This window comes from Gammaproteobacteria bacterium, assembly GCA_036381015.1.
Classification (GTDB): Bacteria; Pseudomonadota; Gammaproteobacteria; order Steroidobacterales; family Rariloculaceae; genus ZC4RG20.
Map to the genome: position 1 here is coordinate 166179 of DASVDR010000029.1, position 23228 is coordinate 189406.

General features: G+C 68.6%; 25 protein-coding genes. 16 read left to right on the plus strand and 9 right to left on the minus strand.

Annotated features, from left to right (window positions below):
* The first annotated feature begins 181 nt into the window (after nt 1–181).
* The 3 genes from cysK to VF329_11360 are packed head-to-tail and all read left to right on the plus strand — an operon-like array spanning nt 182 to nt 3293.
* Nucleotides 182–1675 (plus strand): cysteine synthase A, encoded by a 1494-nt coding sequence (gene cysK / locus VF329_11350; GenBank protein ID HEX7081600.1) that lies wholly within the window; start codon nt 182–184, stop codon nt 1673–1675.
* Nucleotides 1676–1686: 11 nt separating this feature from the next.
* The gene (locus tag VF329_11355) at nt 1687–2640 is read left to right on the plus strand and encodes a 2OG-Fe(II) oxygenase family protein (protein ID HEX7081601.1); all 954 of its coding nucleotides are present in this window, start codon (nt 1687–1689) and stop codon (nt 2638–2640) included.
* Between the two features lie 11 nt (nt 2641–2651).
* Nucleotides 2652–3293: a peroxidase gene (locus VF329_11360; protein HEX7081602.1), complete on the plus strand. Its 642-nt coding sequence runs from the start codon at nt 2652–2654 to the stop codon at nt 3291–3293.
* Nucleotides 3294–3320: 27 nt separating this feature from the next.
* Here VF329_11360 and VF329_11365 read toward each other — a convergent pair whose 3' ends face one another.
* Nucleotides 3321–3914, minus strand: a complete 594-nt coding sequence (locus VF329_11365; protein ID HEX7081603.1) for a TetR/AcrR family transcriptional regulator — start codon at nt 3912–3914, stop codon at nt 3321–3323.
* Nucleotides 3915–4234: 320 nt separating this feature from the next.
* Here VF329_11365 and VF329_11370 point away from each other — a divergent pair, with 320 nt between their 5' ends.
* Nucleotides 4235–4675 carry a VOC family protein gene (locus VF329_11370; GenBank protein HEX7081604.1) on the plus strand — a complete coding sequence of 147 codons (441 nt, stop codon included), beginning with the start codon at nt 4235–4237 and terminating at the stop codon, nt 4673–4675.
* Nucleotides 4676–4938: 263 nt separating this feature from the next.
* Here VF329_11370 and VF329_11375 read toward each other — a convergent pair whose 3' ends face one another.
* A complete protein-coding gene (locus tag VF329_11375) occupies nt 4939–6141 on the minus strand; it encodes a hypothetical protein (GenBank protein ID HEX7081605.1) in 1203 nt (400 codons plus the stop codon).
* A 42-nt stretch (nt 6142–6183) separates the two neighbouring features.
* On the opposite strand from VF329_11375, the gene VF329_11380 reads away from it, so the two are divergent.
* On the plus strand, nt 6184–7005 hold the full coding sequence (locus VF329_11380) for a hypothetical protein (protein HEX7081606.1): 822 nt from the start codon (nt 6184–6186) through the stop codon (nt 7003–7005).
* 42 nt (nt 7006–7047) lie between these two features.
* Nucleotides 7048–7461, plus strand: a complete 414-nt coding sequence (locus tag VF329_11385) for a DUF6152 family protein (GenBank protein ID HEX7081607.1) — start codon at nt 7048–7050, stop codon at nt 7459–7461.
* 36 nt (nt 7462–7497) lie between these two features.
* Here the strand turns inward: VF329_11385 and VF329_11390 are convergent, their stop codons facing one another.
* The gene (locus VF329_11390; GenBank protein HEX7081608.1) at nt 7498–7971 is read right to left on the minus strand and encodes a cupin domain-containing protein; all 474 of its coding nucleotides are present in this window, start codon (nt 7969–7971) and stop codon (nt 7498–7500) included.
* A 154-nt stretch (nt 7972–8125) separates the two neighbouring features.
* On the opposite strand from VF329_11390, the gene VF329_11395 reads away from it, so the two are divergent.
* Nucleotides 8126–8725, plus strand: coding sequence for an NUDIX domain-containing protein (locus VF329_11395; GenBank protein HEX7081609.1), 600 nt, complete (start codon nt 8126–8128; stop codon nt 8723–8725).
* A 103-nt stretch (nt 8726–8828) separates the two neighbouring features.
* Here the strand turns inward: VF329_11395 and VF329_11400 are convergent, their stop codons facing one another.
* Entirely contained in the window at nt 8829–10103 is a 1275-nt protein-coding gene (locus VF329_11400; GenBank protein ID HEX7081610.1) for an amidase, read from the minus strand.
* Nucleotides 10104–10124: 21 nt separating this feature from the next.
* Nucleotides 10125–11723 carry a tannase/feruloyl esterase family alpha/beta hydrolase gene (locus VF329_11405; GenBank protein ID HEX7081611.1) on the minus strand — a complete coding sequence of 533 codons (1599 nt, stop codon included), beginning with the start codon at nt 11721–11723 and terminating at the stop codon, nt 10125–10127.
* Nucleotides 11724–11976: 253 nt separating this feature from the next.
* Here VF329_11405 and VF329_11410 point away from each other — a divergent pair, with 253 nt between their 5' ends.
* Complete coding sequence (locus VF329_11410; GenBank protein ID HEX7081612.1) at nt 11977–12288, plus strand: HU family DNA-binding protein; 312 nt, start codon at nt 11977–11979, stop codon at nt 12286–12288.
* Between the two features lie 17 nt (nt 12289–12305).
* Entirely contained in the window at nt 12306–13517 is a 1212-nt protein-coding gene (locus VF329_11415) for an FAD-dependent oxidoreductase (protein HEX7081613.1), read from the plus strand.
* 29 nt (nt 13518–13546) lie between these two features.
* On the opposite strand, the gene VF329_11420 is transcribed toward VF329_11415, so the two are convergent.
* Together VF329_11420 and VF329_11425 are read right to left on the minus strand one after the other, a co-directional pair.
* The gene (locus VF329_11420) at nt 13547–14269 is read right to left on the minus strand and encodes a c-type cytochrome (protein HEX7081614.1); all 723 of its coding nucleotides are present in this window, start codon (nt 14267–14269) and stop codon (nt 13547–13549) included.
* 34 nt (nt 14270–14303) lie between these two features.
* Nucleotides 14304–14738 (minus strand): winged helix-turn-helix domain-containing protein, encoded by a 435-nt coding sequence (locus tag VF329_11425; protein ID HEX7081615.1) that lies wholly within the window; start codon nt 14736–14738, stop codon nt 14304–14306.
* A gap of 198 nt (nt 14739–14936) precedes the next feature.
* On the opposite strand from VF329_11425, the gene VF329_11430 reads away from it, so the two are divergent.
* The 4 genes from VF329_11430 to VF329_11445 all read left to right on the plus strand — a co-directional run bounded on the left by VF329_11430 (nt 14937) and on the right by VF329_11445 (nt 17555).
* The gene (locus tag VF329_11430) at nt 14937–15335 is read left to right on the plus strand and encodes a VOC family protein (GenBank protein HEX7081616.1); all 399 of its coding nucleotides are present in this window, start codon (nt 14937–14939) and stop codon (nt 15333–15335) included.
* Between the two features lie 221 nt (nt 15336–15556).
* Nucleotides 15557–15832, plus strand: coding sequence for a hypothetical protein (locus VF329_11435; GenBank protein HEX7081617.1), 276 nt, complete (start codon nt 15557–15559; stop codon nt 15830–15832).
* 162 nt (nt 15833–15994) lie between these two features.
* A complete protein-coding gene (locus VF329_11440; protein HEX7081618.1) occupies nt 15995–16768 on the plus strand; it encodes an MBL fold metallo-hydrolase in 774 nt (257 codons plus the stop codon).
* 40 nt (nt 16769–16808) lie between these two features.
* The gene (locus VF329_11445) at nt 16809–17555 is read left to right on the plus strand and encodes an alpha/beta hydrolase-fold protein (GenBank protein ID HEX7081619.1); all 747 of its coding nucleotides are present in this window, start codon (nt 16809–16811) and stop codon (nt 17553–17555) included.
* Nucleotides 17556–17579: 24 nt separating this feature from the next.
* On the opposite strand, the gene VF329_11450 is transcribed toward VF329_11445, so the two are convergent.
* Nucleotides 17580–18656, minus strand: coding sequence for an MBL fold metallo-hydrolase (locus VF329_11450; protein ID HEX7081620.1), 1077 nt, complete (start codon nt 18654–18656; stop codon nt 17580–17582).
* Between the two features lie 221 nt (nt 18657–18877).
* Between VF329_11450 and argS the strand changes: the two genes are divergently transcribed.
* The 3 genes from argS (at nt 18878) to VF329_11465 (ending at nt 22577) form a co-directional block, all read left to right on the plus strand.
* On the plus strand, nt 18878–20620 hold the full coding sequence (gene argS / locus VF329_11455) for an arginine--tRNA ligase (protein ID HEX7081621.1): 1743 nt from the start codon (nt 18878–18880) through the stop codon (nt 20618–20620).
* A 98-nt stretch (nt 20621–20718) separates the two neighbouring features.
* The gene (locus VF329_11460; GenBank protein ID HEX7081622.1) at nt 20719–21570 is read left to right on the plus strand and encodes a neutral zinc metallopeptidase; all 852 of its coding nucleotides are present in this window, start codon (nt 20719–20721) and stop codon (nt 21568–21570) included.
* Between the two features lie 257 nt (nt 21571–21827).
* Nucleotides 21828–22577, plus strand: coding sequence for a 2OG-Fe(II) oxygenase (locus VF329_11465; GenBank protein HEX7081623.1), 750 nt, complete (start codon nt 21828–21830; stop codon nt 22575–22577).
* Between the two features lie 40 nt (nt 22578–22617).
* Here VF329_11465 and VF329_11470 read toward each other — a convergent pair whose 3' ends face one another.
* Nucleotides 22618–23085, minus strand: coding sequence for a hypothetical protein (locus tag VF329_11470; protein HEX7081624.1), 468 nt, complete (start codon nt 23083–23085; stop codon nt 22618–22620).
* Between the last annotated feature and the right edge of the window lie 143 nt (nt 23086–23228).

Genomic DNA, 23228 nt, shown 5'->3' on the forward strand with positions numbered 1-23228 from the left:
GAATTGTAGTTCCGGCCCTTCACGGGGCAAACGGTCGCAGGCCGGGCGAGCCGCGCATGCGGCGGCTCCGAGCCCGAATTCCAACGCTCCGGGCACGAAAAACCACGCTCGCTTCCACGGCCGCTGCCACGCTCCGCCGTCAGGATGGCCCTCCAGCGCAAACCCCTTCGAGGAGAAACGCATGGCTCGCTTCGACAACATTCTCGAAACGATCGGCAACACGCCGCTCGTCAAGCTCGGCAAGCTGGCGCCGGCGGGTGTGAACGTGTACGTGAAGGTCGAGTCCTTCAACCCGATGGGCTCGGTCAAGGACCGCATGGCGCTCGCGGTGATCGAGCGCGCGGAGCAGACCGGAGAGCTCGAGCCGGGCCAGACCGTCGTCGAGGCGACGAGCGGCAACACGGGCATCGGTCTGGCGATGGTCTGCGCCCGGAAAGGCTACCCGCTGGTCGTCACGATGGCGGAAAGCTTCAGCATCGAGCGCCGCAAGCTGCTGCGCTTTCTCGGCGCGAAGGTCGTCCTGACGCCGGCGGCCGAGAAGGGCACCGGGATGCTCGCGAAAGCCGTCGAGCTCGCCGAGACGCACGGCTGGTTCCTGTGCCGACAGTTCGAGAACGAGGCCAACGCCGACGTGCACTCGCAGACCACGGCGCAGGAGATCATCGCCGACTTCGCGGGCGAGCGCCTCGATTACTGGGTCTCCGGATTCGGCACCGGCGGCACGTTGAAAGGCGTCGCGCGCGCGCTGAAGCAGGCGGGGCTGCCGACGAAGATCGTCGCCGCCGAGCCCGACAATTCGCAGGTGCTCGGCAGCGGCATACCGCAACGGCGCGCTCCGGACGGCACGCCCGCCGAGAGCCATCCGCGCTTTCGTCCGCATCTGATGCAGGGCTGGGCGCCCGACTTCATCCCGAAGCTGACCGAGGACGCCGTGGCCGCGGGTCTCATCGACGAGATCGTGCCCGTATCCGGGAACGACGCATTGCACCTGGCCCGCGAGCTCGCGCGCCAGGAAGGCATCTTCGTCGGCACGTCGAGCGGCGCGACACTCGCGGCCGCGCTCGACGTCGCGCGGCGCTCGCCGCCCGGCACGAACGTCGTCTGCATGCTGCCCGATACCGGGGAGCGCTACATGTCGACCCCGCTGTTCGAGCACATCGGCGAGGAGATGACGGAGGAGGAGCTCGCGCTGTCGCGCTCGACGCCGAGCTGCCGCTTCGATGCGCCGCCGCCGGCGCCCGCGCCCGCTGCCGCGGCACCGACGCCCGCCGCGCTCGATCCGGACGCCGAGCGCTTCGTCGACGACGTCGTTCGGAACGAGCCCGTCGTGCTGTTCGCGCTCGAGTGGTGCGAGTTCTGCTGGTCGGTCCGCAAGCTCTTCGCGCGGCTCGGCATCGAATACCGCAGCGTCGACCTCGACTCGGTCGAATACCAGGCCGGCGACAGGGGCGGCAAGATTCGCGCCGTGCTCGCCGAGCGCACCAACGCGAGGACGATCCCGCAGATCTTCGTCGGCGGCGAGCACATCGGCGGCTGCACGGATCTCTTCGACGCCTGGCGCAACGGCTCGCTGCAGCGGCGGCTCGAGGAGCGCGGCATCCGTTACGCCAAGAGCGCCGACGTCGACCCCTACGCGCTGTTGCCGAAGTGGCTGCAGCCGCGCAAGACCGCGTGAAGGAGAAAGTCATGACCACGAGCACGTTGCCCGTCATCGACATCAGCGATCTCTCGAGCGGCGAAACCCTCGACGCGATCGACGCCGCGTGCCGAGACTGGGGCTTCTTTCAAATCGAGCGACACGGCATCGACGAAGGCCGCATCCTCGCGCTGAGGAGGCAGATGCGCGCCTTCTTCGCGCAGCCGCTCGACGTCAAGCGCGAGATCCTGCGCACGGCCGACAACCCTTGGGGGTTCTACGATCGCGAGCTCACCAAGCACACGCCGGACTGGAAGCAGATCTACGACTACGGGCCGCCCGACGGGGGCGTGATCATGCCGCAGTGGCCGGCCGCGTTGCCCGAGTTTCGGGGCGCGATCCAGGGCTTCTATGAGGCGTGCTATGGGCTTGCGCTGCGGTTGCTCCGCGCTATCGCGGTCAATCTCGGCATGCCCGCGCGGTACCTCGACCCGTATTTCATGCCGGAGCACACGAGCTTCCTGCGCCTCAACTACTATCCGAAGTGCCCCAAGCCGGCACGGCCGACGGATCTGTCGATGGCGCGCGACGGACATCTCGGCGTCAACCATCACACCGATGCCGGCGCGCTCACGCTGCTGCTGCAGGACGAGCAGCCCGGCCTCGAGGTCTTCCACGACGGCGCATGGCACCTCGTCGAGCCGCGGCCCGATGCTCTCGTCGTCAACATCGGCGACATCGTGCAGGTGTGGTCGAACGACCGGTATCAGGCGGCGCTGCATCGCGGATTGGTGAGCGCCGAGGCGGCCCGGTTCAGCGCGCCGTTCTTCCTGAATCCCGCCTACAGCGTCGAGTATGCGCCGCTTCCGTCGACCGTCGACGCATACCGCCCGCCGCGCTACCGGCCGATCAACTGGGGCGATTTTCGCGCGCGTCGCGCCGCCGGCGACTACGCCGATCACGGCCGCTACGTCCGCATCAGCGATTGGCACCTCACGGAGTAAGGAGCACCGAGATGGCTTTCATCGAGACGATTTCCGCACAGGACGCCACGGGCGACGTGAAGGCGATGTACGAGCGGCAATTTCTGCACTACGGCTACGTGCCGGGCTATGCCTTCGTGTTCTGCCACCGTCCGGAGATCATGCGGCTGTGGGCGCAGCTTCAGTCCGGCATCAAGCGCCACATGGACAAGCGGCGCTTCGAGCTCGTCACGTTCGCCGCGGCGCATGAGCTGCGCAGCACGTTGTGCTCGCTCGCTCACGGCAAGGCATTGACCGAGTTCTTCTCCGCGGCCGACGTCATGGCGATCGCGCGCGGCGATAAGCCTGCGGCGCTCAGCGACGCGGAGGCGGCGATGCTCGAGTTCGCCCGTAAGGTCGCCCGCGATGCGGCGTCCGTGACGGCCGGCGACGTCGAGCGGCTCAAGGGTTTAGGGTTCACGGACGCCGAGATCTTCGACATCACCGCGACGGCCGCCGCGCGTGCATTCTGGACGAAGGTGATCGAGTCGCTCGGCGTCGAAGCCGATGCGCCGTTCCATGCAATGGACCGCGATTTCACGGAGGCGCTGACGGCCGGACGGCCGCTCGTCGCCCCCGACGACGCCGCGGGAGCGGGAACGCTTACCGACTGCCGGGCGCGAAGCGCCGGCTGACCGGGCGCAACGGCTCATCGGCGCGGCCTATTTGCGAGAACGACGGCTTTTCTTGCGGCCGGCCGAAGTCGGCTGGGCGCGGTAGCGCAGCCCGTCCACGAGCAGCGCGACCATCCGCCGTGCCTGCTCTTGGCTTCCGCCGTAGGCGTCGGTCTTGCAGAGTCTCGGGACCGCGAACAGCAGCTCGTCGGGGTCGACGTCGGAGCGGATATCGCCCGCGTCGATCGCTGCATCGAGCAGAGCCTGCAACGCCGGCCGAATTCGCTCGAGGAAATAGGTCGGCAAAGACTGGAAGGCGGAGTCGCCCGAGGAAAGCGCGCCCGCAAGCCCTCGCTTCGCGGCGATGAAATCCACGTAACGCTGCATCCACCGCGCAAGCGCTTCCCCTGGATCATGCTCGGCCGCAAGTTTCGCAGCTGCGTCTGCGCAGGCGTCCACCTCGTTGCGAAAGACCGCCACCACGAGGTCCGAGCGCTGCGGGAAATGGCGATAGAGCGTGCCCACGCCGACGCCGGCCTTTTCCGCGATCTCCCTCGACGGGGCTTCGACGCCCGAAGTCGCAAAGACCTTCATCGCCGCTTCGACCAGCGCTTGGGCGTTGCGGCGCGCGTCTGCACGCACCGGGCGCGCCTCTTGGTTTTGCGGCGGGGAGGATGTCTTCCGGTTGCGCACCTATGGATCCATCTACACCATTGACAAGCGGAACACTGTTCCACATCATGTGGAACAACGTTCCGCTTGTTAAGGCTAGCACGCCTTCGATGCATTGGCGAGAACGGGCAGCGGCATCCGGAAGCGCCGATGAGACATCGGCGACATCTCATCGGAATCGACCGTTCGCCCGCACTCGTCGGTCGCCCGTCTGCAAGGCCGGGCGCCTCGCGACCACTCCGAGCTGGGAGGCCATTGTGACTCGCTTCGATCATGAAGAACCGATCGACGTGACAACCGTCGGCGCCATCGAGATTCCAACGCGTGACTCGAGACGTGCAGTCCGCTTCTACAATCGCGTGTTCGGCTTCGAGCTCGTCTCGACGACGCGCAAGAACGGATCACCGCGCGTGCTCATGCGTGGGCGAGGGTGGACATACTTGGCAATCGAAGAGCAAAGCGACGCAATCGCCGAGCCGAAACGACTGCGGTTCGAGACCGTCTCGCTCGATATCGCGCGCGAGCGCCTGTGGAACCTCGGCGTCGTGCCGGCCGACGGGAGCATCGAGCCGCGATTCGATGCGGTGCGTTGCTGCCGAATCGTGCCGATTCGCGATTCCGACGGCAACGAGATAGAGCTCGTCGAGTCACGGCGTCCGCGCATCTACCCGGAGAGCCGCGAACGCGCGCCCGAGGATGATTCGCTTGCCGTGCCGGGCGTCGCTTCCTAGAGCTCGCAGCCGTACAACGCGTCGATGAGACGCGCCGCCCGCGGGCCGTTCGTACCGACGGCATGCATCGTGTTGCACGCGTACGAGAAGCCCGACCCCGCGTCCGGGTCGCAGAAGCCTATGGACCCGCCTATGCCGTGGTGCCCGAAGCTATCTCGGCATCGAGCTCCACGCGATCTCCTCCGGTATACGAGGCCCGCAAGGGGCGCCGACGGCCTCGAGCGGCGGCGCGGGCCGGAGCCCGCGCGCCGCGAAAGGCGCTTTCAGTTGATGTCGACCGCCTGGTCGGCCGAGGGCGCCTCGTAGATGCTCAGGCCCTGGCCCGTGGTGACGGTGCGCTCCGGGATGGGCTCGCCCTTGGCGCGCGCCTCGGCGACGCGCCGCTGGTACTCCTTCTCGGCCCTGAGCGCGTTGGCCACGAAGAAGTTGCCTTCGTGGCAGGAGTACTCGAGCACCTCGTAGCCGGGCTGCGTCGTGAGCGTGAGCCGGAACGTCCACGGCTCTTCGAACGTGCGCGGATCGATGACGGTGACGACGTAGTTGATCATCTCCGGATCGATCCGCGTGAAGCGCTCGATCAGCTTGAGCTCCTCGCTGTGCGCCATACGCGCCTCGGCGAGCTTGTCGGTGAAGTTCGTGGTCTCGACGACGAGCGTGTCGCCCTCCCAATGCCCGACCGACGAGCCCATGTATTGGCGGACGTTCGGGTCGGCCGGCGGCCGTCCGTCCAGCGGGATGATGCGGGTGTCGTGCAGCATCTCGTAGCTGATAGCGACTTCCGTGGGGGACTGCACGATGCGCATCGCGTCACCGTAAAGCGAGGGCAGGATCGACCCCGTGACGCCCCGCGTGATACAGCGGTCGTAATACGAAAAATCCTCGGTCGTGTAGAACGGCCCGTTCGCCTGGCCGCGATGGATCGTCGACTGCCGCTGCCGCCCTTCCTCGGTGAGCGCCGGCATCCTCCCGTCCTCGGGATCGATGATGTAGGACGTATAGCCGAAGGTGCGCGTGCCGGTTTCCGCCGAATCGAGCGCGCTCAGCTCCAGGCGGCGGCCGTCGTTCGGCTGGCTCGCGGCGAGCGCCGCCAGACCGCGGGAACCTTGCGACAGCCGTTGCTGGAACTCCTCCGCCGTCAAATTTTGGCGCTTGCCGTATTGCTCCGGACGCTCCATCGGAATACCGCTCATATCGCGGCTCGTGAACGTGCCTTGCAGATCCGGATCGCCCCACGAAAGGCGCGGCACGCGCCAATCGGGATCCGCGAATGCCGCCGCCGTCTGCTCGGCCGGAACGGGCGTCCCGGCGGCCGGAGCCGCGTCCTGGGCCTGCGATTCCGCTGCGAGGAGGAGGCCCGCTGCGAGCCCGAGCGTCGCGGGCGCCAGGGCGAGCGTGGAGACGCGCAAGCGTGCGTGATCATCGGCGAACGCGATGCGTGCATTGACCGGCTTCTCCAGGGTACGCATACTTTTTTCTCCCGCGCCGAACCTGGGGGTATGTTAAAGCGCATGCGCCACGCACTTCCACTCGCCTTGCTGTGCTTTCTCGCGGCCGCGACCGCCGGTCCGGCCTGCGCGCAGGAGCGCGAGCGCCCGGAGCGGATCGCCGGCAAGCCGAACCTGAACGGCATCTGGCAGGCGATGAACACGGCCTACTGGAATCTGGAAGGACACTCCGCCGAAGCGCTCGAGTCGTTTTGGCAGCTCGGCGCGATCGCGGCGATCCCGGCCGGGGAGAGCGTCGTCGTCGGCGGCAAAATCCCGTACCTGCCGGAGGCGCTTGCCAAGCGCGAGGAGAACCGCGCGGGCTGGCCGGCGTCGGACCCGGAAGCGAAGTGCTACATGCCCGGCATTCCGCGCGCCACCTACATGCCCTATCCGTTTCAGATCGTGCAGGGCGAGGGCGACATCATCCTCTTCGCTTACGAGTACGCGAACGCGAATCGCCCCGTCTATATGAATCCGGAAGACCACGAGATCGCCCCCGTCGACCTGTGGATGGGCCGTTCCAACGGCCGGTGGGAGGGCGACACGCTCGTGATCGAGGTCAACTCCAACATCGACAAGACGTGGCTCGACCGCGCCGGCAATCACCACAGCTCGGCGATGGTCGTCACCGAGCGCTACACGCTGATCGACGACAACGTCATGCAGTACGAGGCGACCATCGACGATCCCCAGACCTTTTCCCGTCCGTGGACGATCCGTATGCCGCTCTACCGCCGAGTGGAAGAGAACGCCCATCTTCTGGAGTTCAACTGCGTGGAATTCTCCGAGCAGCTGCTGTACGGCGACTTGATGACGCGGAAGCCCGTCGCCGAGACTCAGTGAGGCGGCGGCTCACGCTCAGGCACGAAACACGAGGTCCGTCCGATGTCACGTAATGCTCTTGCCGCTTCGTCGCTCGCCGTCCTGCTCGCTCTGCTCGCCGCCGGGCCGGCCGCGGCCCATCACTCGTTCGCGGCCGAGTTCGACATCAATCAGCCGATCGAGCTGCACGGCGAGGTGATTCGCATGGAATTCACCAACCCGCATTCGTGGATCTACCTGAAGGTCACCACGGATAGCGGCGAGGTCCAGGAATGGGCCATCGAAGGCGGCGCGCCGAACGCGCTGATCCGCCGCGGCTGGAACCGCAACTCGCTGCCTCCGGGCACGGAGGTCACGGTGCTCGGCTATCGGTCGAAGGACGGCACGTTGAGAGCGAGCGGCGCGTCCGTGAAGCTCCCCGACGGGTCGAGTCTGAACGTCACCTCCACCGGCATCGGGGCGCCGAGCGCCGAGTAGATCGGCGACGGGCTTCACACACCGAGGACGCGCGCTTCAATACGGCGTGCCGTCCTTGTGCGTATACCGTCCGGCCGGGCCTCCGCCGGGCTCAAGGGCCGGGCCGAACCGCAGGTCGATGTCGGGGTACTCGCCCCAGTCCGTGTCGTCGCGCGTGCCGACGACGAGGAGCCGGGCGTCTTCCGAGCTTCTGTTGACGAGGTGATGGCCGTTGCGCACACCCGCCTTCCACGCGGCGCAGTCGCCCGGCCCGAGAACGGTCTCGCCTTCGTCCTCGACGAGGACGACCTCGCCCGAGAGCACGTAGACGAGCTCGTCCTCCTTGGCGTGCCAATGGCGTTGGCTCGACCAGGCGCCAGGCGGCAGCGTCACCAGGTTCACGCCGAATTGCGTGAGGCCGGCCGCGAGGCCGAGCCGCAACGCGCTCCGGTTCCTGCACGGCACATCGAACGGCGGCGGGTAGGACGACCCTTTGAGCACCGGCGCCTCTTCGAGCTCGATCTTCGGCATAGCGTCCGCTCCTTGCCGGGGGAGAGCGCTCGCCTTGCAGGACTCGCAAGGACCACGCTCGCCGCCGGTGTCGTTCAACGTGTAGTCCGAGCATGATAGAACGTCCGCGGGACGAGGCAATCGCCAACAGGGCGGTCCACGCCGGGAGGCGCGCATGAGCGATCGCAAGCTCCGCGTCACGATCAAGCGCGTGACGCCGCTTTATGACGGTTTCCTCAAAGTGAACGGGTACGAGCTCGAGGCGGAGCGGCACGAAGGCGGCGTGCAGCACGTGACGCGCGAGGTGATGGAGCGCGGTCACGCGGTGGCCGTGCTGGCCTACGATCCCGCGCGCGACGAGGCGGTCCTCGTGAACGAGCTTCGAGCGGGCATCGTGGCCGCCGGCGAGCACCCGTTCACCGATGCTCTCGCGGCCGGCATCGTCGGTGAGGATGAAACGCCGGTCGAGGCCGCGGTCCGCGAGATGAAGGAGGAGACGGGGCTCGACCTTCGCGATCCCGTGCTCGTGCATCCCGGCGCTTACGTCAGCCCGGGCGGAACGTCGGAAAAAATATCGATCGTGCTCGGATTCGTCGATGCGAGCCGCGCCGGCGGCGTGCACGGCAATGCGGCGGAGCAGGAGGACATCCTGACGGTCGTGCTGCCCGCGGAGGAGCTCATCGACCGGGCGCGCCGCGGCGAGATCACGGACATGAAGACGCTCGTCGCAGCCTACTGGCTCGCGGAGTATCGCGCCCGGTCGCATCGATCCTGAGAGCCTCGGGCCGTCATGCGCCGGGCTCGGCGATGCCGTCGACGAGCGTGAATGCCGTCGACGGCGGGGAGCGCGGAGGAACGCGACTCGGCAAGCGCGCTGCTCACGTCTCGCGGCGGCCGAGCCGATCGTGAATCCAGGCCGCCGCGGCGAGCATCCGGGCGTCGTCGCCTTGCCGGCCGATCACCTGCACGCCGAGCGGCAGGCCATGGGGACCGCGCCCATAGGGCACATTCACGCACGGCACGTGCAGCAACGTCCACGTACGGTTCATGACCGGGCTGCCGGTGGACTCGAGACCGCGCGGCGCTTCCCCCGTGGCGCTCGGCGCGAGGAGCACGTCGAAGTCGGCCGTTGCGCTCGGGAACCGGCGGCGGCAGTCCCGCGCGAGCGCTTGCGCGGCGTCGTAGTCGGCGGCCGAGACCTCCGCGCCGGCGTCGAGCTCGCGCTGGAGGCGCGGGCTCAGCTGGTCGCAGTGCGCGCGCCGCTCGTGCGCGAGATTGCGCACGGTCTCGTACCCGAAGATCGCGGCGTGCGCATCGCCGAGCCCGCCGAAGCGTGCCGGCAGCTCGATCCAATCGACCGCGGCGCCGGCCTCGGCGAGCGCGGTCCCCGCCTGCTCGAGCGCGGCGCGGGCTTCGGGCTCCGTGTGCTCCCAGTCGTGCGTTCGGCAGAGGCCGATGCGCCATCGGTGCCGGCCGGGCTCGAGGTCGAGCAGATCGGCGCGGCCGGTCAGCGCGCCGACGAGCAGCGCCGCGTCCGCGACGTCGCGTGCGAAAACGCCGAGCGTGTCGAGGCTTTCCGCCACGAGCTTCACGCCCGCACGGCCGATGAGCCCGTAGGTCGGCTTGTACCCGACGACGCCGCAGAAGCTCGCGGGCCGAATGATCGACCCCGCGGTCTGCGTGCCGAACGCGAGCGGCACGATTCCCGCCGCGACGGCCGCGGCGGAGCCGCTCGACGAGCCGCCCGGCGTATGTGCGGGATCGTGCGGGTTGACCGTGGCGGCGGGCGAGTAGCAGGCGAGCTCCGCCGTCGCCGTCTTTCCGAGCACGATCGCACCCGCTTCGCGCGCGAGCGCGACACACGCGGCATCGGCGGCCGGGCGGTGGCCGGCATATATCGGCGAGCCGTATTCGGTCGGCAGGTCGGCGGTATCGATGATGTCTTTGACGCCGATCGGCACGCCGTGCAGCGGACCGCGAGGAGCGCCGCCGTCGAGCGCGGCAGCCTGCCGCTCGACCCAGCGCGCGTCGACGCTCGCCCAAGCCTTCAGCACGGGCTCGTGCGCCGCGAGCTTCTCGAGGCACGCCGCGGCCGCATCGGCGGCGTGCAGCGCGCCGCTGCGGATGGCTGCGGCGACCGCACGAGCCGACATGACGTCGGATCGCATCGGCCGCTACGGGTCCCGGCACTCGAAGCTTGCGGCGTCGTCGGGGGAGCCTTCGCCTTTGTAGCGGGCGACCTGCGGATACGGGCACAGCGGCCGCGATCGGACCGTGGCGCCATCGACGACCTTCTTCGCAACGAGCTTGTCGGGCGCCGAGCCTTCCTCGACCCAATCGATCACGGCCGTGACGGGATCCATCTGATCGGGGCCTACGCCGCCGCCGCAGTGCGCCATGCCGGGGACCATGAAAAGCCGCATGAAGTCGTCGCTGTTCTCGCCGTTCGCCTCGGCCGCGCGCTCGTAATACTCCACGCCCATCATCGGTTGCAGGATCGTGTCGGCCCAGCCGTAGGTGATGATCAGCTTGCCGCCGCGCTCGCGGAACGCGCCGAGATCGGTTTGCGTCGCGTTCGCGATGCGGCCCCAGCGCTCGAGCAGCGCCGTGTCCTGGTCGAAGTCGAAGGTGCGATAGTCCCAATCGGGCTGCGGCGGATCGAAGACGAGGTAGCGCATCGTGGCTTCCGCGAGCGAGAAATCGGCCGCCTTCGCGTCGGGCGCCCCGGGCACGATCAAGCCCATCCAGTTGCTGCGCGGCACGCCGTCGCGGCCTTCCACGATCGCTTCGCTGCCCGGCATGAAGCCCGGAAAGATCGACCGTCCGTCGCTGGTGCTCGGCCCGTCGTAAATCTTCTGCACCGCGCGCGCTTGCGCCTCCGTGAGGCAGGCGTCCGAGTCCGTGCCGGAAGGGCAGATCGGCACGTCGCGCGCGACCTCGAACGAGCACTTTCGCGGGTCGTCGATCAGGCCGTCGCGAAGCCCGTCGACCGCGTCGCACTGAGCCATGACCCGGTCGGCGACGAGCGCGAGCTTCTCGGCGGATAAGGGCGCCTCGTCGAGCGCGCGTTGATTCCAGATCGCGCCGATCGTGAAGCCCGTCTGATCCACCCACGGTGCGTTCGCGACGATGCCGTCGAAGTCCTCGGGATAGCGCTGCGCCTCGATCAGGCCCTGACGGCCGCCGTTCGAGCACGAGTTCCAGTAGGAGTGCGCGGGCGGCTCTCCGTAGTACGCCTCTGCGAGGGTCTTGGCGGCCACGGCGGTCAAATGCACCGCGCGATACGCGTAGTCGATGGCCTTCTGCGGATTGCTCAGCACGAAAGTCGCCTGCGGCTCGGTGCGCGCATCGTGACCCGTGTTCGTGCTCGCCATCGCGAAGCCGAGCCGCAGCGCCTCCGCACGTTGCGCGGCACGGTCCGGCGCGTCCGGCTGTTGGCCGGCATGGCCGCCGTTGCCGATCATGTAGAAACGTCCGTTCCACGAATCGGGCAGGTTCACCTCGAAGCCGATCTCCGGCGCGAGCGTGCCGCTCACCCGGCAGTGCGCCGGCGCATCCGGCTCGGCCGGAACGGCACGGGCGGTGATCTCGACGAGATCCGGAAGGCGAATGCCGGTGAGCGCCGCGCATTCGCCTTGCGGGGCGATGTCGCCGCCCGAGTAGCCCGCCCGCGACTCCGAGGCGTTCGCGAACGGCTGCGCATGGCAGAGGGTGGACGCAAGGAACGGAAACGCGGCCGACAGGATCGGGCGTGAGAGGTGGAACGCGCGCATCGAAGTGCCTCGTGGAAAGGTCGCGCAACGGGAACTTCCACGGTACATACGCCCGGGAGCCGCTGCTGTCAATCGCGCCGGTTAATCGCCCCACGCGGCGACGCCGGCATCGGCGCCGGCCGGCCAAGCCCGAGAGATCCGCGCGCAAGAAGGTGCAACGCGAGGCCACGGCGGCCGCAATGTGCTATTTTCCGCGCCGGGTTTGGGTCGGCGCTTTCGCGCCGAACGTCGTCAACCTTTGAGAGTAGGGAGCATGGCAACGAAAGGTAGCCCGCCGACGAAGTCGGAAGTTCTCAGGCAGATCTCGGAAGATACGGGTTTGACCCGCCAGCAGGTGAACGCGGTATTCGATTCGCTGAACGGGATCATGCGCAAGAGCCTGCGCGCTCACGGTCTGTTCACGCTTCCGGGGCTGCTGCGCCTGAAGGTCGTGAAGAAGCCGGCCACGAAGGCCCGCGAGGGCGTGAATCCGTTCACCGGCGAGAAGATGATCTTCAAGGCGAAGCCGGCGAGCAAGAAGGTGAGAGCGCTGCCCCTCAAGGGCCTAAAGGACATGGTCAGCTAGCATCGGGCGTCCGGGTGATGCCGTCGAACGGCAACGCGTCGCAGTCGAATGGCATTCTGATCGTCGGGGGCGGCTTCGCCGGCTTCTGGTCGGCGCTCGCCGCCCGCCGCGTCATCGACGGTCGCGCACCCGTGACGCTGCTCTCCCGCGAGCCCGTGCTTCAGATGCGGCCGCGCCTCTACGAGGCCGATCCCGAGCGGCTCGGCGTCGATCTGCGGCCGCTGTTGCACAGGGTCGGCGTGCGCTTCGTCGCCGGCGAAGCGGCGGATCTCGATCCCTCGGCACGCACCGTCACTCTCGCTTCCGGCGAGCGGCTCGGGTATGCACGCCTCGTGGTCGCCACGGGCAGCCGCATGCGCCGACCCGACGTGCCGGGCGCAGCGTCCGCGTTCTCGGTCGATACGCAGGCGGAGGCGATCGCTTTCGATCGGCGCTTGGCCGAGATCGCCGCGACGGTGCCGTCTCCGACCGTCGGCGTCGTCGGCGCCGGCTTCACCGGCATCGAGCTCGCGCTCGAGCTGCGTGATCGCCTTCGAGCGCACGGCGCTGAAGAGGCGGCGGAACGACTGCGCATCGTGTTGATCGATCGCGCGCCGGTGGTCGGGCCCGAGCTCGGCGCGGGCCCGCGGTCCGCGATCGAAGCGGCGCTGACCGAAGCCCGGATCGAGCTGCGCCTCGACGCCGCCGTGCAGGCGTTGTCGGCGAATCGCGTGGAGCTTCGAGACGGCGCCGCCGTCACGGCCGACGCGGTCGTGCTCGCCACCGGGCTCGAGGCCGCGCCGTTCGCGAGCCGGATCCCCGGCGAGCGGGACGAGCGCGGCCGCGTAGTCGTCGACCGTGCGTTGCGCGCGCCGGCCGTGCCGGATGTCTTCGTCACCGGCGACGCGGCCGCCGCCGACACCGGCGACGGTCACCGGACGCTGCAGTCCTGCCAGCACGCGCTCCAGCTCGGCCGATTCGCCGGCGAGAACGCCGCGCGCGACCTGCTCGGCCTGCCGACGCTCGACTACGTCCAGCGGCGTTACGTCACGTGCCTCGATCTGGGACGCTCCGGCGCCGTGCGGACCGAGGGCTGGGAGCGGATCGTTCGGCAGACGGGTGCTGAGGCGAAGGCGGCGAAGCGGCGCATCAACCGCGAGCTCATCTATCCGCCGGCCGACGCCCCGGGCGATGCGCTGCTCGCGATGTCGAGCACCGATCTCGCGGCCCAAGGCCGGCCGCCGACTTGAGCTTTAGTGCCCCGTCAGGCCCGCTTCGCCTAGCTGCCGGTGTCGGGCCCCGGCACGAGGCCCAGCACGAACGCGGTCAATAGATCGATCTCCGCCGCGGTCAGCGTGCCGGCGTGCGCCGGACATTGCGTCTCGACGCCTCGCGTGACCGCCAGCCGAATCTTCATCATCGAGTCGCCGTGTTGCCAGTAGTCGTCCGCGAGGCTCGGGGCGCCGAGCTCGGCCTTGCCGCGGGCGTCGTCGCCATGGCAACGGGCGCAGTGCTCGGTGAAGAGCTGCCGGCCGCGCTTCTCGTCCTCCGAAAGCGGGTCGGCGGAAGGGAGCGATCGGATGTACGCGACGACCTGACCCAGCTCGACCTCGCCGAGCAGCTGGCCCATCGCAGGCATCGTGCCCCGCCTGCCGTTCGCGATCGTGGACCGGATGGACTCGACCGTGATCGGATAGTTGTGCGGGCCGGCGGCGAGGCGGGTGACGCCCGGGCGGCCTTCTCCGTTCTCGCCATGGCACGACGCGCAGTGCGCGGCAAAGAGCTGCTGCCCGAGCGCGAGTGCGGCGTCGTCGCGGACGAGCTGCTCGATGCCTCGATCCGCATAGGCCTGGCTCTCGGCGCGCAGCCGCTGCTGCTGCTCGACGGAGACCGTGGTTTCCGATTCGCCCGCCGGGCCGCATCCGTCGAGCGCGGCGGCGAAGCAGAGAAGGGTGATGAGCTCGACGGTCCTACGACTCGTTCCGTGTGTCGCGCGGGCCAACGGAGGTCCTCTCTCCAACGTTGCGAACGTCGTCCTAATCGTCCGGGCCCCGCTGACGCTCTCCGGGGCCGTGCGGAGCATGATAGCGCATCCACTCGGGGGAGAACTGATATCCGCGCCGCGCGTGGTTGCGGATGGCTCCACCGAGGCCGCCGGTCCTCAGGGCGGCCCGTGCGCCGCTGATCGCGCGTTGCAGCGCGCCGTCGCCGACGACCGCATCCGGCCAAAGCGCGCCGAGAATCTCGTCCTTGCCGACGATGCGGTGGCGGTTCGCGACGAGGAGGACGATCAGATCGAAGGCGCGCGCCGGGAGGAGGACGATTCGTCCGTGAAGGCGCAGCTCCCGGCGCGCCGCGTTCAGCTCGAAGTCCCCGAAGCGAAAGATCGCCCCGTCGGCCGCGGACGTCGATGCTTGTTCCCGAGCGGCATCCACGCTGCCGAACTTCGGTTCCGGGGCCTCGCGGGTCAAGTAGTAAACGGTTATCGTCTTCTTCGTTAACCGTTCCGCTTCGTTAATAAACGCGCGTGGGCGGCGATATGCGCCGGGTCGCGGACGCCGCGGCGGAGCGCGGCTTGCCGCCGGGCCGGCAAGACGCGCGATAATCCCTCCCCGGGCGTGCGTTCCGAGAGACGCAGCGCCTTCGCCCGCAGATCAGGGAGGCAGGACATGCCGACAGTCCAGATCCGCTATATCGTTCACGACGTCGATGCTGCGATCGCGTTCTATACGAGGCTGCTGGGCTTCGAGCTCGACCTGCATCCTGCTCCGGTGTTCGCGATGCTTTCGCGCGGCGATCTTCGTCTCGTGCTGAGCGCTCCGAACCCGGCGGGCGGCGGCGGACAGCCGATGCCGGACGGTACTCGCCAGGAGCCCGGCGGATGGAACCGGTTCGCCGTCGAGGTTCGCGACATCGCGGCGGAGGTCGAGCAATTGCGCCAAGCGGGCGCACGTTTCCGCAACGAGATCGTGACGGGCGTCGGCGGCAAGCAAATCATCGTCGAGGATCCCTCCGGCAATCCGATCGAGCTGTTCGAGCCGACTCGGCAAGAGGCGAGGCTCGGATAGCGGGCGGGCGGTAGCCATGCGCGAGCGTCGTGAGGGGCGCTGAAGAGGCTGGCGAAAATCGCCAATCAATGAGGCGCCGCGCAACGGCGCGGACCGGTCGAAAAGGAAGATCTTCGAAGGATCAACGGGTTGGAGTCGCATGCCGCTTGGCACGGACCGTGCTGCCGGTTTTCGAATCTCGAAGCGCGGAGGCGCCGCACCGAAACGAGGGAGGTACGCCGATGGGAATGGTGCCGGGCTTGGTGACGATTCTGGTTCCGATCACGGCAATCGTCTGCACGTTCTTGTTCCTGATGCGCTGGCTGCAGCTCCGGCACGCGAGAGCGCGGAACGAGCAGGATACGGCGTTGAGCCGGCGACTCGAGGAGCTTCAGGCTCGAGTCGAAGCGCGCGATCGGGCCATCGAAGGCCTCGAAGAGCGGGTTCGCGTGCTGGAGCGCATCGTCACCGACGATTCCACGAAGCTCCGCGACGACATCGACCGCCTTCGAGCCTGAGCGCCGCTCCTCTCCGAGGGCGGCCGAAGGCGCCGCGAAGCGGCGGCTGCACGGCGGCCGCGCGCGGAGTGACGCGCCGGGGCGCTGCAGCCGCGAAGAACCGGCGTACACTGAGCTCGGCCACTGTCGGCGCGAGGTAACGTCCATCGCGAGGTAACGTCCATGTCGAAGAAGAGCGGGCTCTTTCGCTCGAGCGCACTCATTGCCTTGGGGCTCGCGGCGGCCGGAGAAGCCGCTGCGCAGCAGGGGAACGATCCGGCCGTACCCGAGGATTCGCTGACGCGCGTCTCGGAGCATGTCTACGTCATCGAGGCTTGGCCGAACATCGGCATCGTCGTCGGCGACGACGGGACGCTCGTCGTCGACACGGGCCTGGGCCCGCGGAACGGCGCCGTCGTCGCCGAGATCGCGCAACGCCTCTCCAACAGCGGGAAGCTGTACCTGACGACGACTCACTTTCATCCGGAGCACGCGGCCGGCGACGCAGGCTTTCCGGCCGATACGGTCCTCATTCGACCGCGCGTGCAGCAGCAGGAGCTCGAGCGTGACGGGGAACGCATCGTCGAGCGGTTCCAGCAGCGGCCGGGCTTCGCGGCCTACCTCGACGACGTGGAGTTCCGAGAGCCCGACGTTCTCTTCGACGACGAATACCGCCTCGACCTCGGCGGCGTTCACGCCCGGTTGATGTGGCTCGGTCCCGCGCACACGCAAGGCGACGAGCAGATCTTCGTCGAGGAGGACCGCACGCTGCTGAGCGGCGACCTCGCGATGAAGGACCGACCGCCGGCGCGGTTTGCCGAAGGATCGAGCGCGGAGGCTTGGGTCGCCATCCTCGAGAAGCTCGCCGCGCTCGAGCCGCTGCACGTCGTGCCGGACCATGGTCCGCTCGGCGACGCCTCGCTGATCGACGATCAGATCGCGGAGATGTCGAAATAGCGGCGTATACTTCCCACCGGGCGGGAGAAAGGTGCTGTCGATGAAGCGATCCAGCGGGAACCGGCTGCCGGCGCTCTGCTGCGCCGCGGCGTTCGCGATGCTCGCTGCGGCGGGTGCGAAGGGGGAGGTGGTCGAAAGAACGGCCACCGTGAACGGCACCACCGTGCACTACAAGGTCGTGCTCCCCGACGGCTTCGATCCGGCAAAGACGTATCCGGCGATCCTCGCCTTCGGCGGCGGACCGCAGACGATGGAGACGGTGGACGGCCTGCTGCGCCGCAACCTTCGAGCCGAGGCGGAGAAGCGCGGCTACCTAGTCATCGCGCCCGCCGCACCGGCCGAGGGCCTCTTCTTCGAAGGCGGCGCGCGCATCTTTCCGGCGTTTCTCGACCGCATCCTCGCGGACTACCACGTCGAGGGCGGCCGATTTCACGTCGCCGGGCCGTCGAACGGCGGGATCGCGGCTTTTCACGTCGCGGCGGCGAACCCGCGGTACTTCCGGTCCGTCACCGCGTTTCCGGGATACATGTGGCGGCCCAGCGAGGAGAAGCTCGACGCGATCGCCGGCATGTGCGTTTTCATGTACGTCGGCGAATCCGATCCCTACATGTGGCACGACGAGATGAAGCGGGAAGCGGACGTGCTGCGTTCCAAGGGCGCCGTCGCTCGTTACACCGTGGAAAAGGGGCAAGCCCATCGGCTTCAATCGCTCGCGGGCGAGAATGCCGGCCGCTTGTTCGACGGCTTCGACGAAGCCCGGAAGGGCTGCGGCGCGCGGCCCGAGTGAGGGCGAGGCTCGAGCCGGGCGAGGTCAGAGCCGCATCTGGTCGCGCCCGACGATGACCGGACCGTCGAAGAACTTCCGTACGGCGTCGATATAGGCGGTGTCGGGCAGCTCGCGGGCCAGCGGACCACTCGAGCCCGGCAGCAGGTGGTTCAGCACGACGGTCTTCACGTTTGCCTCGGCCGCCATCCGGCCGACCTGCTCGGTCGTCGAATGCGTGTCCGCGACGTGGTGCAGAAACGCCGCGTTCGGGTCGCCTTTCTCGTCGGCTTCCGCGGCCTGGCGGACCAGTCGCGCGTGCTGCGCCACGTCGACGGCCTCGCAGACGAAGACGTCCGCGTTGCGGGCGAGCGCGACGAGGTTTTCCGAGTACGCCGTGTCTCCCGCGATCACGAACGACCGATCGGCCGTATCGAGCCGATAGGCGACGGAGCGGAAGCGCATTTGCGCCTTCGCCGCCTCCGGGAAATGGGTGTTCTCGATGCAGGAGACGCGCACGCGCTCGTCCTCGAACACGTCCGAGGCCGTGGCGGAGGCCGCGACGTCGTGCCCGTGGAACAGCGTTTCGGGGTTCACCGATCGTCCTTCGTCGATCGTGCGGATCTCGGTATTCGGCCCCAGATAATCGAGCGCGGCGGCGACGAGCGCCGCGGTACCGTAGGGGCCGTAGACGTTCGTCGGCACCGTGCCGCGGCCCGTCCATTGCAGCGACATCAACGCCGCGAGGTCGAGGGTGTGGTCGTCGTGCAGGTGCGTCAGAAAGACGTGATGAACGTCGCGATATCCGAGGCCGCTCTCGACCAGCGCCCGCACCGTCCCGTAGCCGCAGTCGACGAGGTACGGCCGGCCGCCGACGACGACGGCGCTCGCGGTTTGGCCGCGCCGCAGGTTCACGCCCGGCCCGCCCTGCGTGCCGAGCAGCACGAGGCGCGAGCCTGCGTTGGCTTCGGCTTCGGGAGCCGCGGCCGGCTGGGCGAAAGCCTTCGGCACGGCCGTGGCCAATGGGCCGAGAGCGGCCGCAGTGCAGAGGCCCGCGAGCCTCCCCGCATCGATGAGCAGCGCTCGGCGCGTCCGGGTCACGCGCCCGACGAATTCTTTCTGCATGCTCGCGTATCCCCCCTTCTCGCTGCCGACCGGAGTCGGCTGCGTCGCTATTCTTCGTGAAGGAACGAGCATAGCCTCGGCGACGGGACGGAGACCAGCGGGTCGCGTGCGCAAAGCCTTCGACCGGGCTGCGCCGGGCGGCGACGGAATCCGTGCCGGATTCGCGCACTGCGTCCCTGTGATTGACCCCGCACCGGCCCGCGTGGACCATGTCGCGTCCTATGACCGACCTCCACGACGAAATCGAGGCGCGCTTCCGCGCCGCCCTCCGCAAGGCCTTCGGCGACGAGCACGCGGAGACGGACCCGCTCGTGCGTCCGTCCGGGGACGCGCGCTTCGGCGACTACCAGGCGAACGTCGCGATGAGCCTCGCGAAGCAGGTGAAGCAGAAGCCGCGGGACGTCGCGCAGAAGATCGTGGAGGCGCTCGACGCCGCGGATCTCTTCTCGAAGGTGGAGATCGCCGGGCCGGGGTTCGTCAACCTCACGCTGGACGCCGCCGCTCTCGGGCGCCTCGCCGCCGCCATGCACGCCGACGAGCGCCTCGGGGTGCCGCGGGCCGAGCCTCCGCAGCGGGTCGTCGTCGACTACTCGAGCCCGAACGTCGCGAAGGAGATGCACGTCGGCAACTTGCGCTCGACGATAATCGGCGATGCGATCGCGCGGGTGCTGCGCTTCCTCGGCCACGAGACGATCGGCCAGAACCACCTCGGCGACTGGGGCACGCAGTTCGGCATGCTCATCCAGCACCTGATCGAGTCCGGGACGGCGGAGCGCCGGGAAATCGGCGACCTCAACGCGTTCTATCAAGCCGCGAAGCGGCGCTTCGACGAGGACGACGAGTTCGCCGAGCGCGCGCGGCGCCGCGTCGTCGCTCTGCAGAGCGGCGACGAGGAAACGCTCGCGCTGTGGCGCCGGTTCGTGGAGCTTTCGAAACGGCACTTCGACGAAGCCTACGAGCGCCTCGACATCGATCGAGAGCACCTCGAGTATCGCGGCGAGAGCGCGTACAACGACGATCTCGATGCCGTCGTCGCGGACCTCGAGCGCGCGGGGCAGCTCGAGGAGAGCGAAGGCGCGCTCGTGGTTTATCCGGAAGGCTTCAAGGGCCGCGACGGCGAGCCGTTGCCGATGATCGTGCGCAAGCGCGACGGCGGCTATCTCTATGCCACCACCGACCTCGCGGCCGCGCGCTATCGCCTACGCACGCTGCACGCGGATCGCATCATCTACGTGACGGACGCCCGGCAGTCGCAGCACTTCGCGATGGTCTTCCGGACGCTTCGCCAGGCCGGCTGGGCCGACGACCGCGTGCGGCTCGATCACGTGCCGTTCGGCACGATCCTCGGCAAGGACCGCCGGCCGTTCAAGACGCGCTCCGGCGACACGATTCGCCTCGCCGACGTGATCGACGAGGCGGAGCAGCGCGCGTATGCCATCGTAAACGAGAAGAGCTCCGATCTCGAGGAGGACGAGAAGCGTCGCGTCGCGCACGTGATCGGAGTCGGCGCGCTGAAGTACGGCGACCTGTCGAGCGAGCGCATCAAGGACTACGTTTTCGACTGGGACCGCATGCTCGCCTTCGAGGGCAACACGGCGCCGTACCTGCAAAACGCTTACGTGCGGATCCGCTCGATCTTCCGCCGGGCGGAAGCGCAAGGGCTCGACGTTCCGAGCGCCGGGCCGATCGTCGTCGGCGACGACGCCGAACGGGCGCTCGTGCTGAAGCTCCTGCAATTCCCGCAGACCGTCCGCAGCGTCGGCGAGACGCTCGAGCCGCACCGGCTCTGCAACTATCTCTACGACCTCGCGTCGGCGTATCACGTGTTCTACGAGCGCTGCCCGGTGCTCACGGCGTCGGACGACGCCACGCGGGCGAGCCGGCTTCGAATCAGCGACCTCACCGCGCGCACGCTGCGAACCGGTCTCGGTCTGCTCGGGATCGGAACCGTCGAGCGCATGTAGCTCGCGGCGGCGCGCGGAGCAGGCCGTGACGCCGCTCCCGGCCGTGGCACCGTTCTTGCTTCCCGGGGCGATCTGCCCGAAAGACGGCGGGAACGGCGATGCGGTGGCGGGGACTCAGGCGCAGCCAAAACGTGCGCGACGCACGGGGACGTGGTCGAAGCGTCATGCCGCTCGCCCTCGGCGGGCGCGGCGGCGGCATCGCCGTGATCGTGATGCTCGTGATCGCGTTCCTGATCGGCGGGCCGGAGGCGGTGAATCTGCTGATGGGCGGCGGGAGCGACTACGCGTCGGATCCGGCGCCCGCGAGCGGAACGCCAAGCGACGAGGAAGGCGCCTTCGTCGCCGCGATCCTCGGGAGCACCGAGGACGTCTGGAGCGCGCTGTTCGCGGAGAGCGGCGCGTTCTACGAGCCGCCGGAGCTCACGTTGTTCGAGGGCGCCGTCGGCTCGGCGTGCGGCTACGCGAGCGCGGCGGTCGGGCCGTTCTATTGCCCCGGCGATCGGCGCGTCTACCTCGACACGTCGTTCTTCGACGAGCTTGCGCGTCTCGGAGGCCCCGGCGACTTCGCCGCCGCGTACGTGATCGGCCACGAGATCGGGCACCACGTGCAGACGCTGCTCGGCACCTCCCGGGAGGTCGGCGAGCTCCAGGCGCGCTCGAGCGAGACCGACGCGAATCGCCTCAGCGTGGCGATGGAATTGCAGGCGGACTGCTACGCGGGCGTCTGGGCGCATCACGCGAACCGGCAGCAGCACGTGCTCGAGCCTGGCGACGTCGCCGAAGGTCTCGCGGCCGCAGCCGCGATCGGGGACGACCGCCTTCAGCGTAACGCCGGCAGACGGGTCACGCCGGACGCGTTCACGCACGGCTCGTCCGACGAGCGCCGGCGCTGGCTCGAGACCGGCCTTCGGAGCGGCCGGCCCGAGGACTGCGATACGTTCGGAGTGTGACGGGGCATCGATCGAAGAATAAGGTGCGAGCGCGTGCCGCCCCGATCCGGTGGGCGCGCCGGCCCGCGCGGACCTGCAAGTGAAAGCCCGTCCGATTCGAGAGCCAGACGCGGGATGCGCCCGCGGCCGTGCCGAGGCATGCTTGGCGTGACGTTCGGCAACGAGGGCTGAATCATGCGTCGATCGAGCTTGGCGCTTTCCGCAATTCGTCGCGTGGCTGCGCGCGATCGCGGCGTGGGTCGCGGGGAAGGACGGCCGTGAGCGCGGCGGCCGCAGGGGCGCGGGCCAGCCGGCGCTCGCTCGAGATCGCGCGCCGCGTGCAAACGGCCGACTGGGCGCGGATCGCTCGAGATCTGGACGAAAGAGGCTGCGCGACGATCTCCGCGTTGCTGCACGACGAGGAGTGCGACGCGCTGGCGCGCTCGTACACGGACGATCGCCTGTTTCGCAGCCGAATCGTCATGAGCCGGCACGGCTACGGCCGCGGCGAGTACAAGTACTTCGCATACCCGTTGCCCGGCATCATCCAGGAGCTGCGAAGCGAAATTTATCCGCGTCTCGTTCCGGTCGCGAACCGGTGGCACGAGGCCATGCGCGTCGACGTGCGCTTCCCGGCGACGCACCAAGAATTTCTGTCGCGTTGTCACGCGGCCGGCCAGCAGCGGCCGACGCCGCTGCTGCTTCGCTACGAGGCCGGCGACTACAACCGCCTCCATCAGGATCTTTACGGCGAGCATGTCTTCCCGATTCAAGTCACGATCCTGCTGTCGGCGCCCGGACGGGATTTCACCGGCGGCGAATTCGTCTTGACGGAGCAGCGTCCGCGGATGCAGTCCCGGGCCGAGGTCGTGCCGCTCGAGCGAGGCGATGCGGTCCTGTTTGCGGTGAGCCAACGGCCCGTGCCCGGCAAGCGCGGTCCCTCTCGGGTCACGATGCGTCACGGCGTCAGCCGCATCCGGTCCGGCGCGCGGTACACGGCGGGCGTCATCTTTCACGATGCCGCCTGAGCCCTCCGTCCGCATGCACCCACTCGCGGCCGATCCCGACTCAGTCCGACTGCGCGACCGCGGCGGCTGCGGTCGGCAGATCGTGAATCGTCACGATGCCGCGGGGCATCGGCGCCTTGCGCGCGACGATCGCTTCCACGGCGCCCGCGTTGTGGAACGCGAATCCGGTGACGCGTCCCGCGGCGTCGGTTCGGAAGACCACGCGCCCGGCATCGGTCCTGAACGATCCGGATTCGTCCTCTGGATGCAGTCGTAAGGTCAGCAGGCCGAAGCTCGCGGGGACGTCGATCGTCAACGTACCGGCTTCGTGAATCACGGCGAACGCGACGCCCGTCGGCGTCTCGTATCGGCCGGCGTATCGGTCCAAGACGTCCGCTGCCGATCGATACGGCCGGATGATGTGATGGCCGTCGGCGAGCGCGACGACGGATGAGTCTTCCTCGGCAACCGCCGGCGAGAGGCACAGGACGGCGAGCGTGCCGAAGGCGATTCGAGAGATGTGTGTCATGGTTGGCTCCCTGTGAATGGCGGTCCCTCTTTCCAAGGACTGTGCCGACGCGCGGGCACGCGCGTAACGTGCTGAGTGGACGAAGAAAACGGGCGCCGCCGGGGATCGGGGGGCGCGATGCGGTTGGTGAAAGTCGCTAACTA

Excerpts from the sequence above, each read along its gene's own strand:
- cysK (HEX7081600.1), top strand. The coding sequence starts at position 182 with ATGGCTCGCTTCGACAACATTCTCGAAACGATCGGCAACACGCCGCTC.
- VF329_11355 (HEX7081601.1), top strand. The coding sequence starts at position 1,687 with ATGACCACGAGCACGTTGCCCGTCATCGACATCAGCGATCTCTCGAGC.
- VF329_11360 (HEX7081602.1), top strand. The coding sequence starts at position 2,652 with ATGGCTTTCATCGAGACGATTTCCGCACAGGACGCCACGGGCGACGTG.
- VF329_11375 (HEX7081605.1), bottom strand. The coding sequence starts at position 6,141 with ATGCGTACCCTGGAGAAGCCGGTCAATGCACGCATCGCGTTCGCCGAT.
- VF329_11380 (HEX7081606.1), top strand. The coding sequence starts at position 6,184 with ATGCGCCACGCACTTCCACTCGCCTTGCTGTGCTTTCTCGCGGCCGCG.
- VF329_11385 (HEX7081607.1), top strand. The coding sequence starts at position 7,048 with ATGTCACGTAATGCTCTTGCCGCTTCGTCGCTCGCCGTCCTGCTCGCT.
- VF329_11390 (HEX7081608.1), bottom strand. The coding sequence starts at position 7,971 with ATGCCGAAGATCGAGCTCGAAGAGGCGCCGGTGCTCAAAGGGTCGTCC.
- VF329_11395 (HEX7081609.1), top strand. The coding sequence starts at position 8,126 with ATGAGCGATCGCAAGCTCCGCGTCACGATCAAGCGCGTGACGCCGCTT.
- VF329_11400 (HEX7081610.1), bottom strand. The coding sequence starts at position 10,103 with ATGTCGGCTCGTGCGGTCGCCGCAGCCATCCGCAGCGGCGCGCTGCAC.
- VF329_11405 (HEX7081611.1), bottom strand. The coding sequence starts at position 11,723 with ATGCGCGCGTTCCACCTCTCACGCCCGATCCTGTCGGCCGCGTTTCCG.
- VF329_11410 (HEX7081612.1), top strand. The coding sequence starts at position 11,977 with ATGGCAACGAAAGGTAGCCCGCCGACGAAGTCGGAAGTTCTCAGGCAG.
- VF329_11415 (HEX7081613.1), top strand. The coding sequence starts at position 12,306 with ATGCCGTCGAACGGCAACGCGTCGCAGTCGAATGGCATTCTGATCGTC.
- VF329_11430 (HEX7081616.1), top strand. The coding sequence starts at position 14,937 with ATGCCGACAGTCCAGATCCGCTATATCGTTCACGACGTCGATGCTGCG.
- VF329_11435 (HEX7081617.1), top strand. The coding sequence starts at position 15,557 with ATGGGAATGGTGCCGGGCTTGGTGACGATTCTGGTTCCGATCACGGCA.
- VF329_11440 (HEX7081618.1), top strand. The coding sequence starts at position 15,995 with ATGTCGAAGAAGAGCGGGCTCTTTCGCTCGAGCGCACTCATTGCCTTG.
- VF329_11445 (HEX7081619.1), top strand. The coding sequence starts at position 16,809 with ATGAAGCGATCCAGCGGGAACCGGCTGCCGGCGCTCTGCTGCGCCGCG.
- VF329_11450 (HEX7081620.1), bottom strand. The coding sequence starts at position 18,656 with ATGCAGAAAGAATTCGTCGGGCGCGTGACCCGGACGCGCCGAGCGCTG.
- argS (HEX7081621.1), top strand. The coding sequence starts at position 18,878 with ATGACCGACCTCCACGACGAAATCGAGGCGCGCTTCCGCGCCGCCCTC.
- VF329_11460 (HEX7081622.1), top strand. The coding sequence starts at position 20,719 with ATGCGGTGGCGGGGACTCAGGCGCAGCCAAAACGTGCGCGACGCACGG.
- VF329_11470 (HEX7081624.1), bottom strand. The coding sequence starts at position 23,085 with ATGACACACATCTCTCGAATCGCCTTCGGCACGCTCGCCGTCCTGTGC.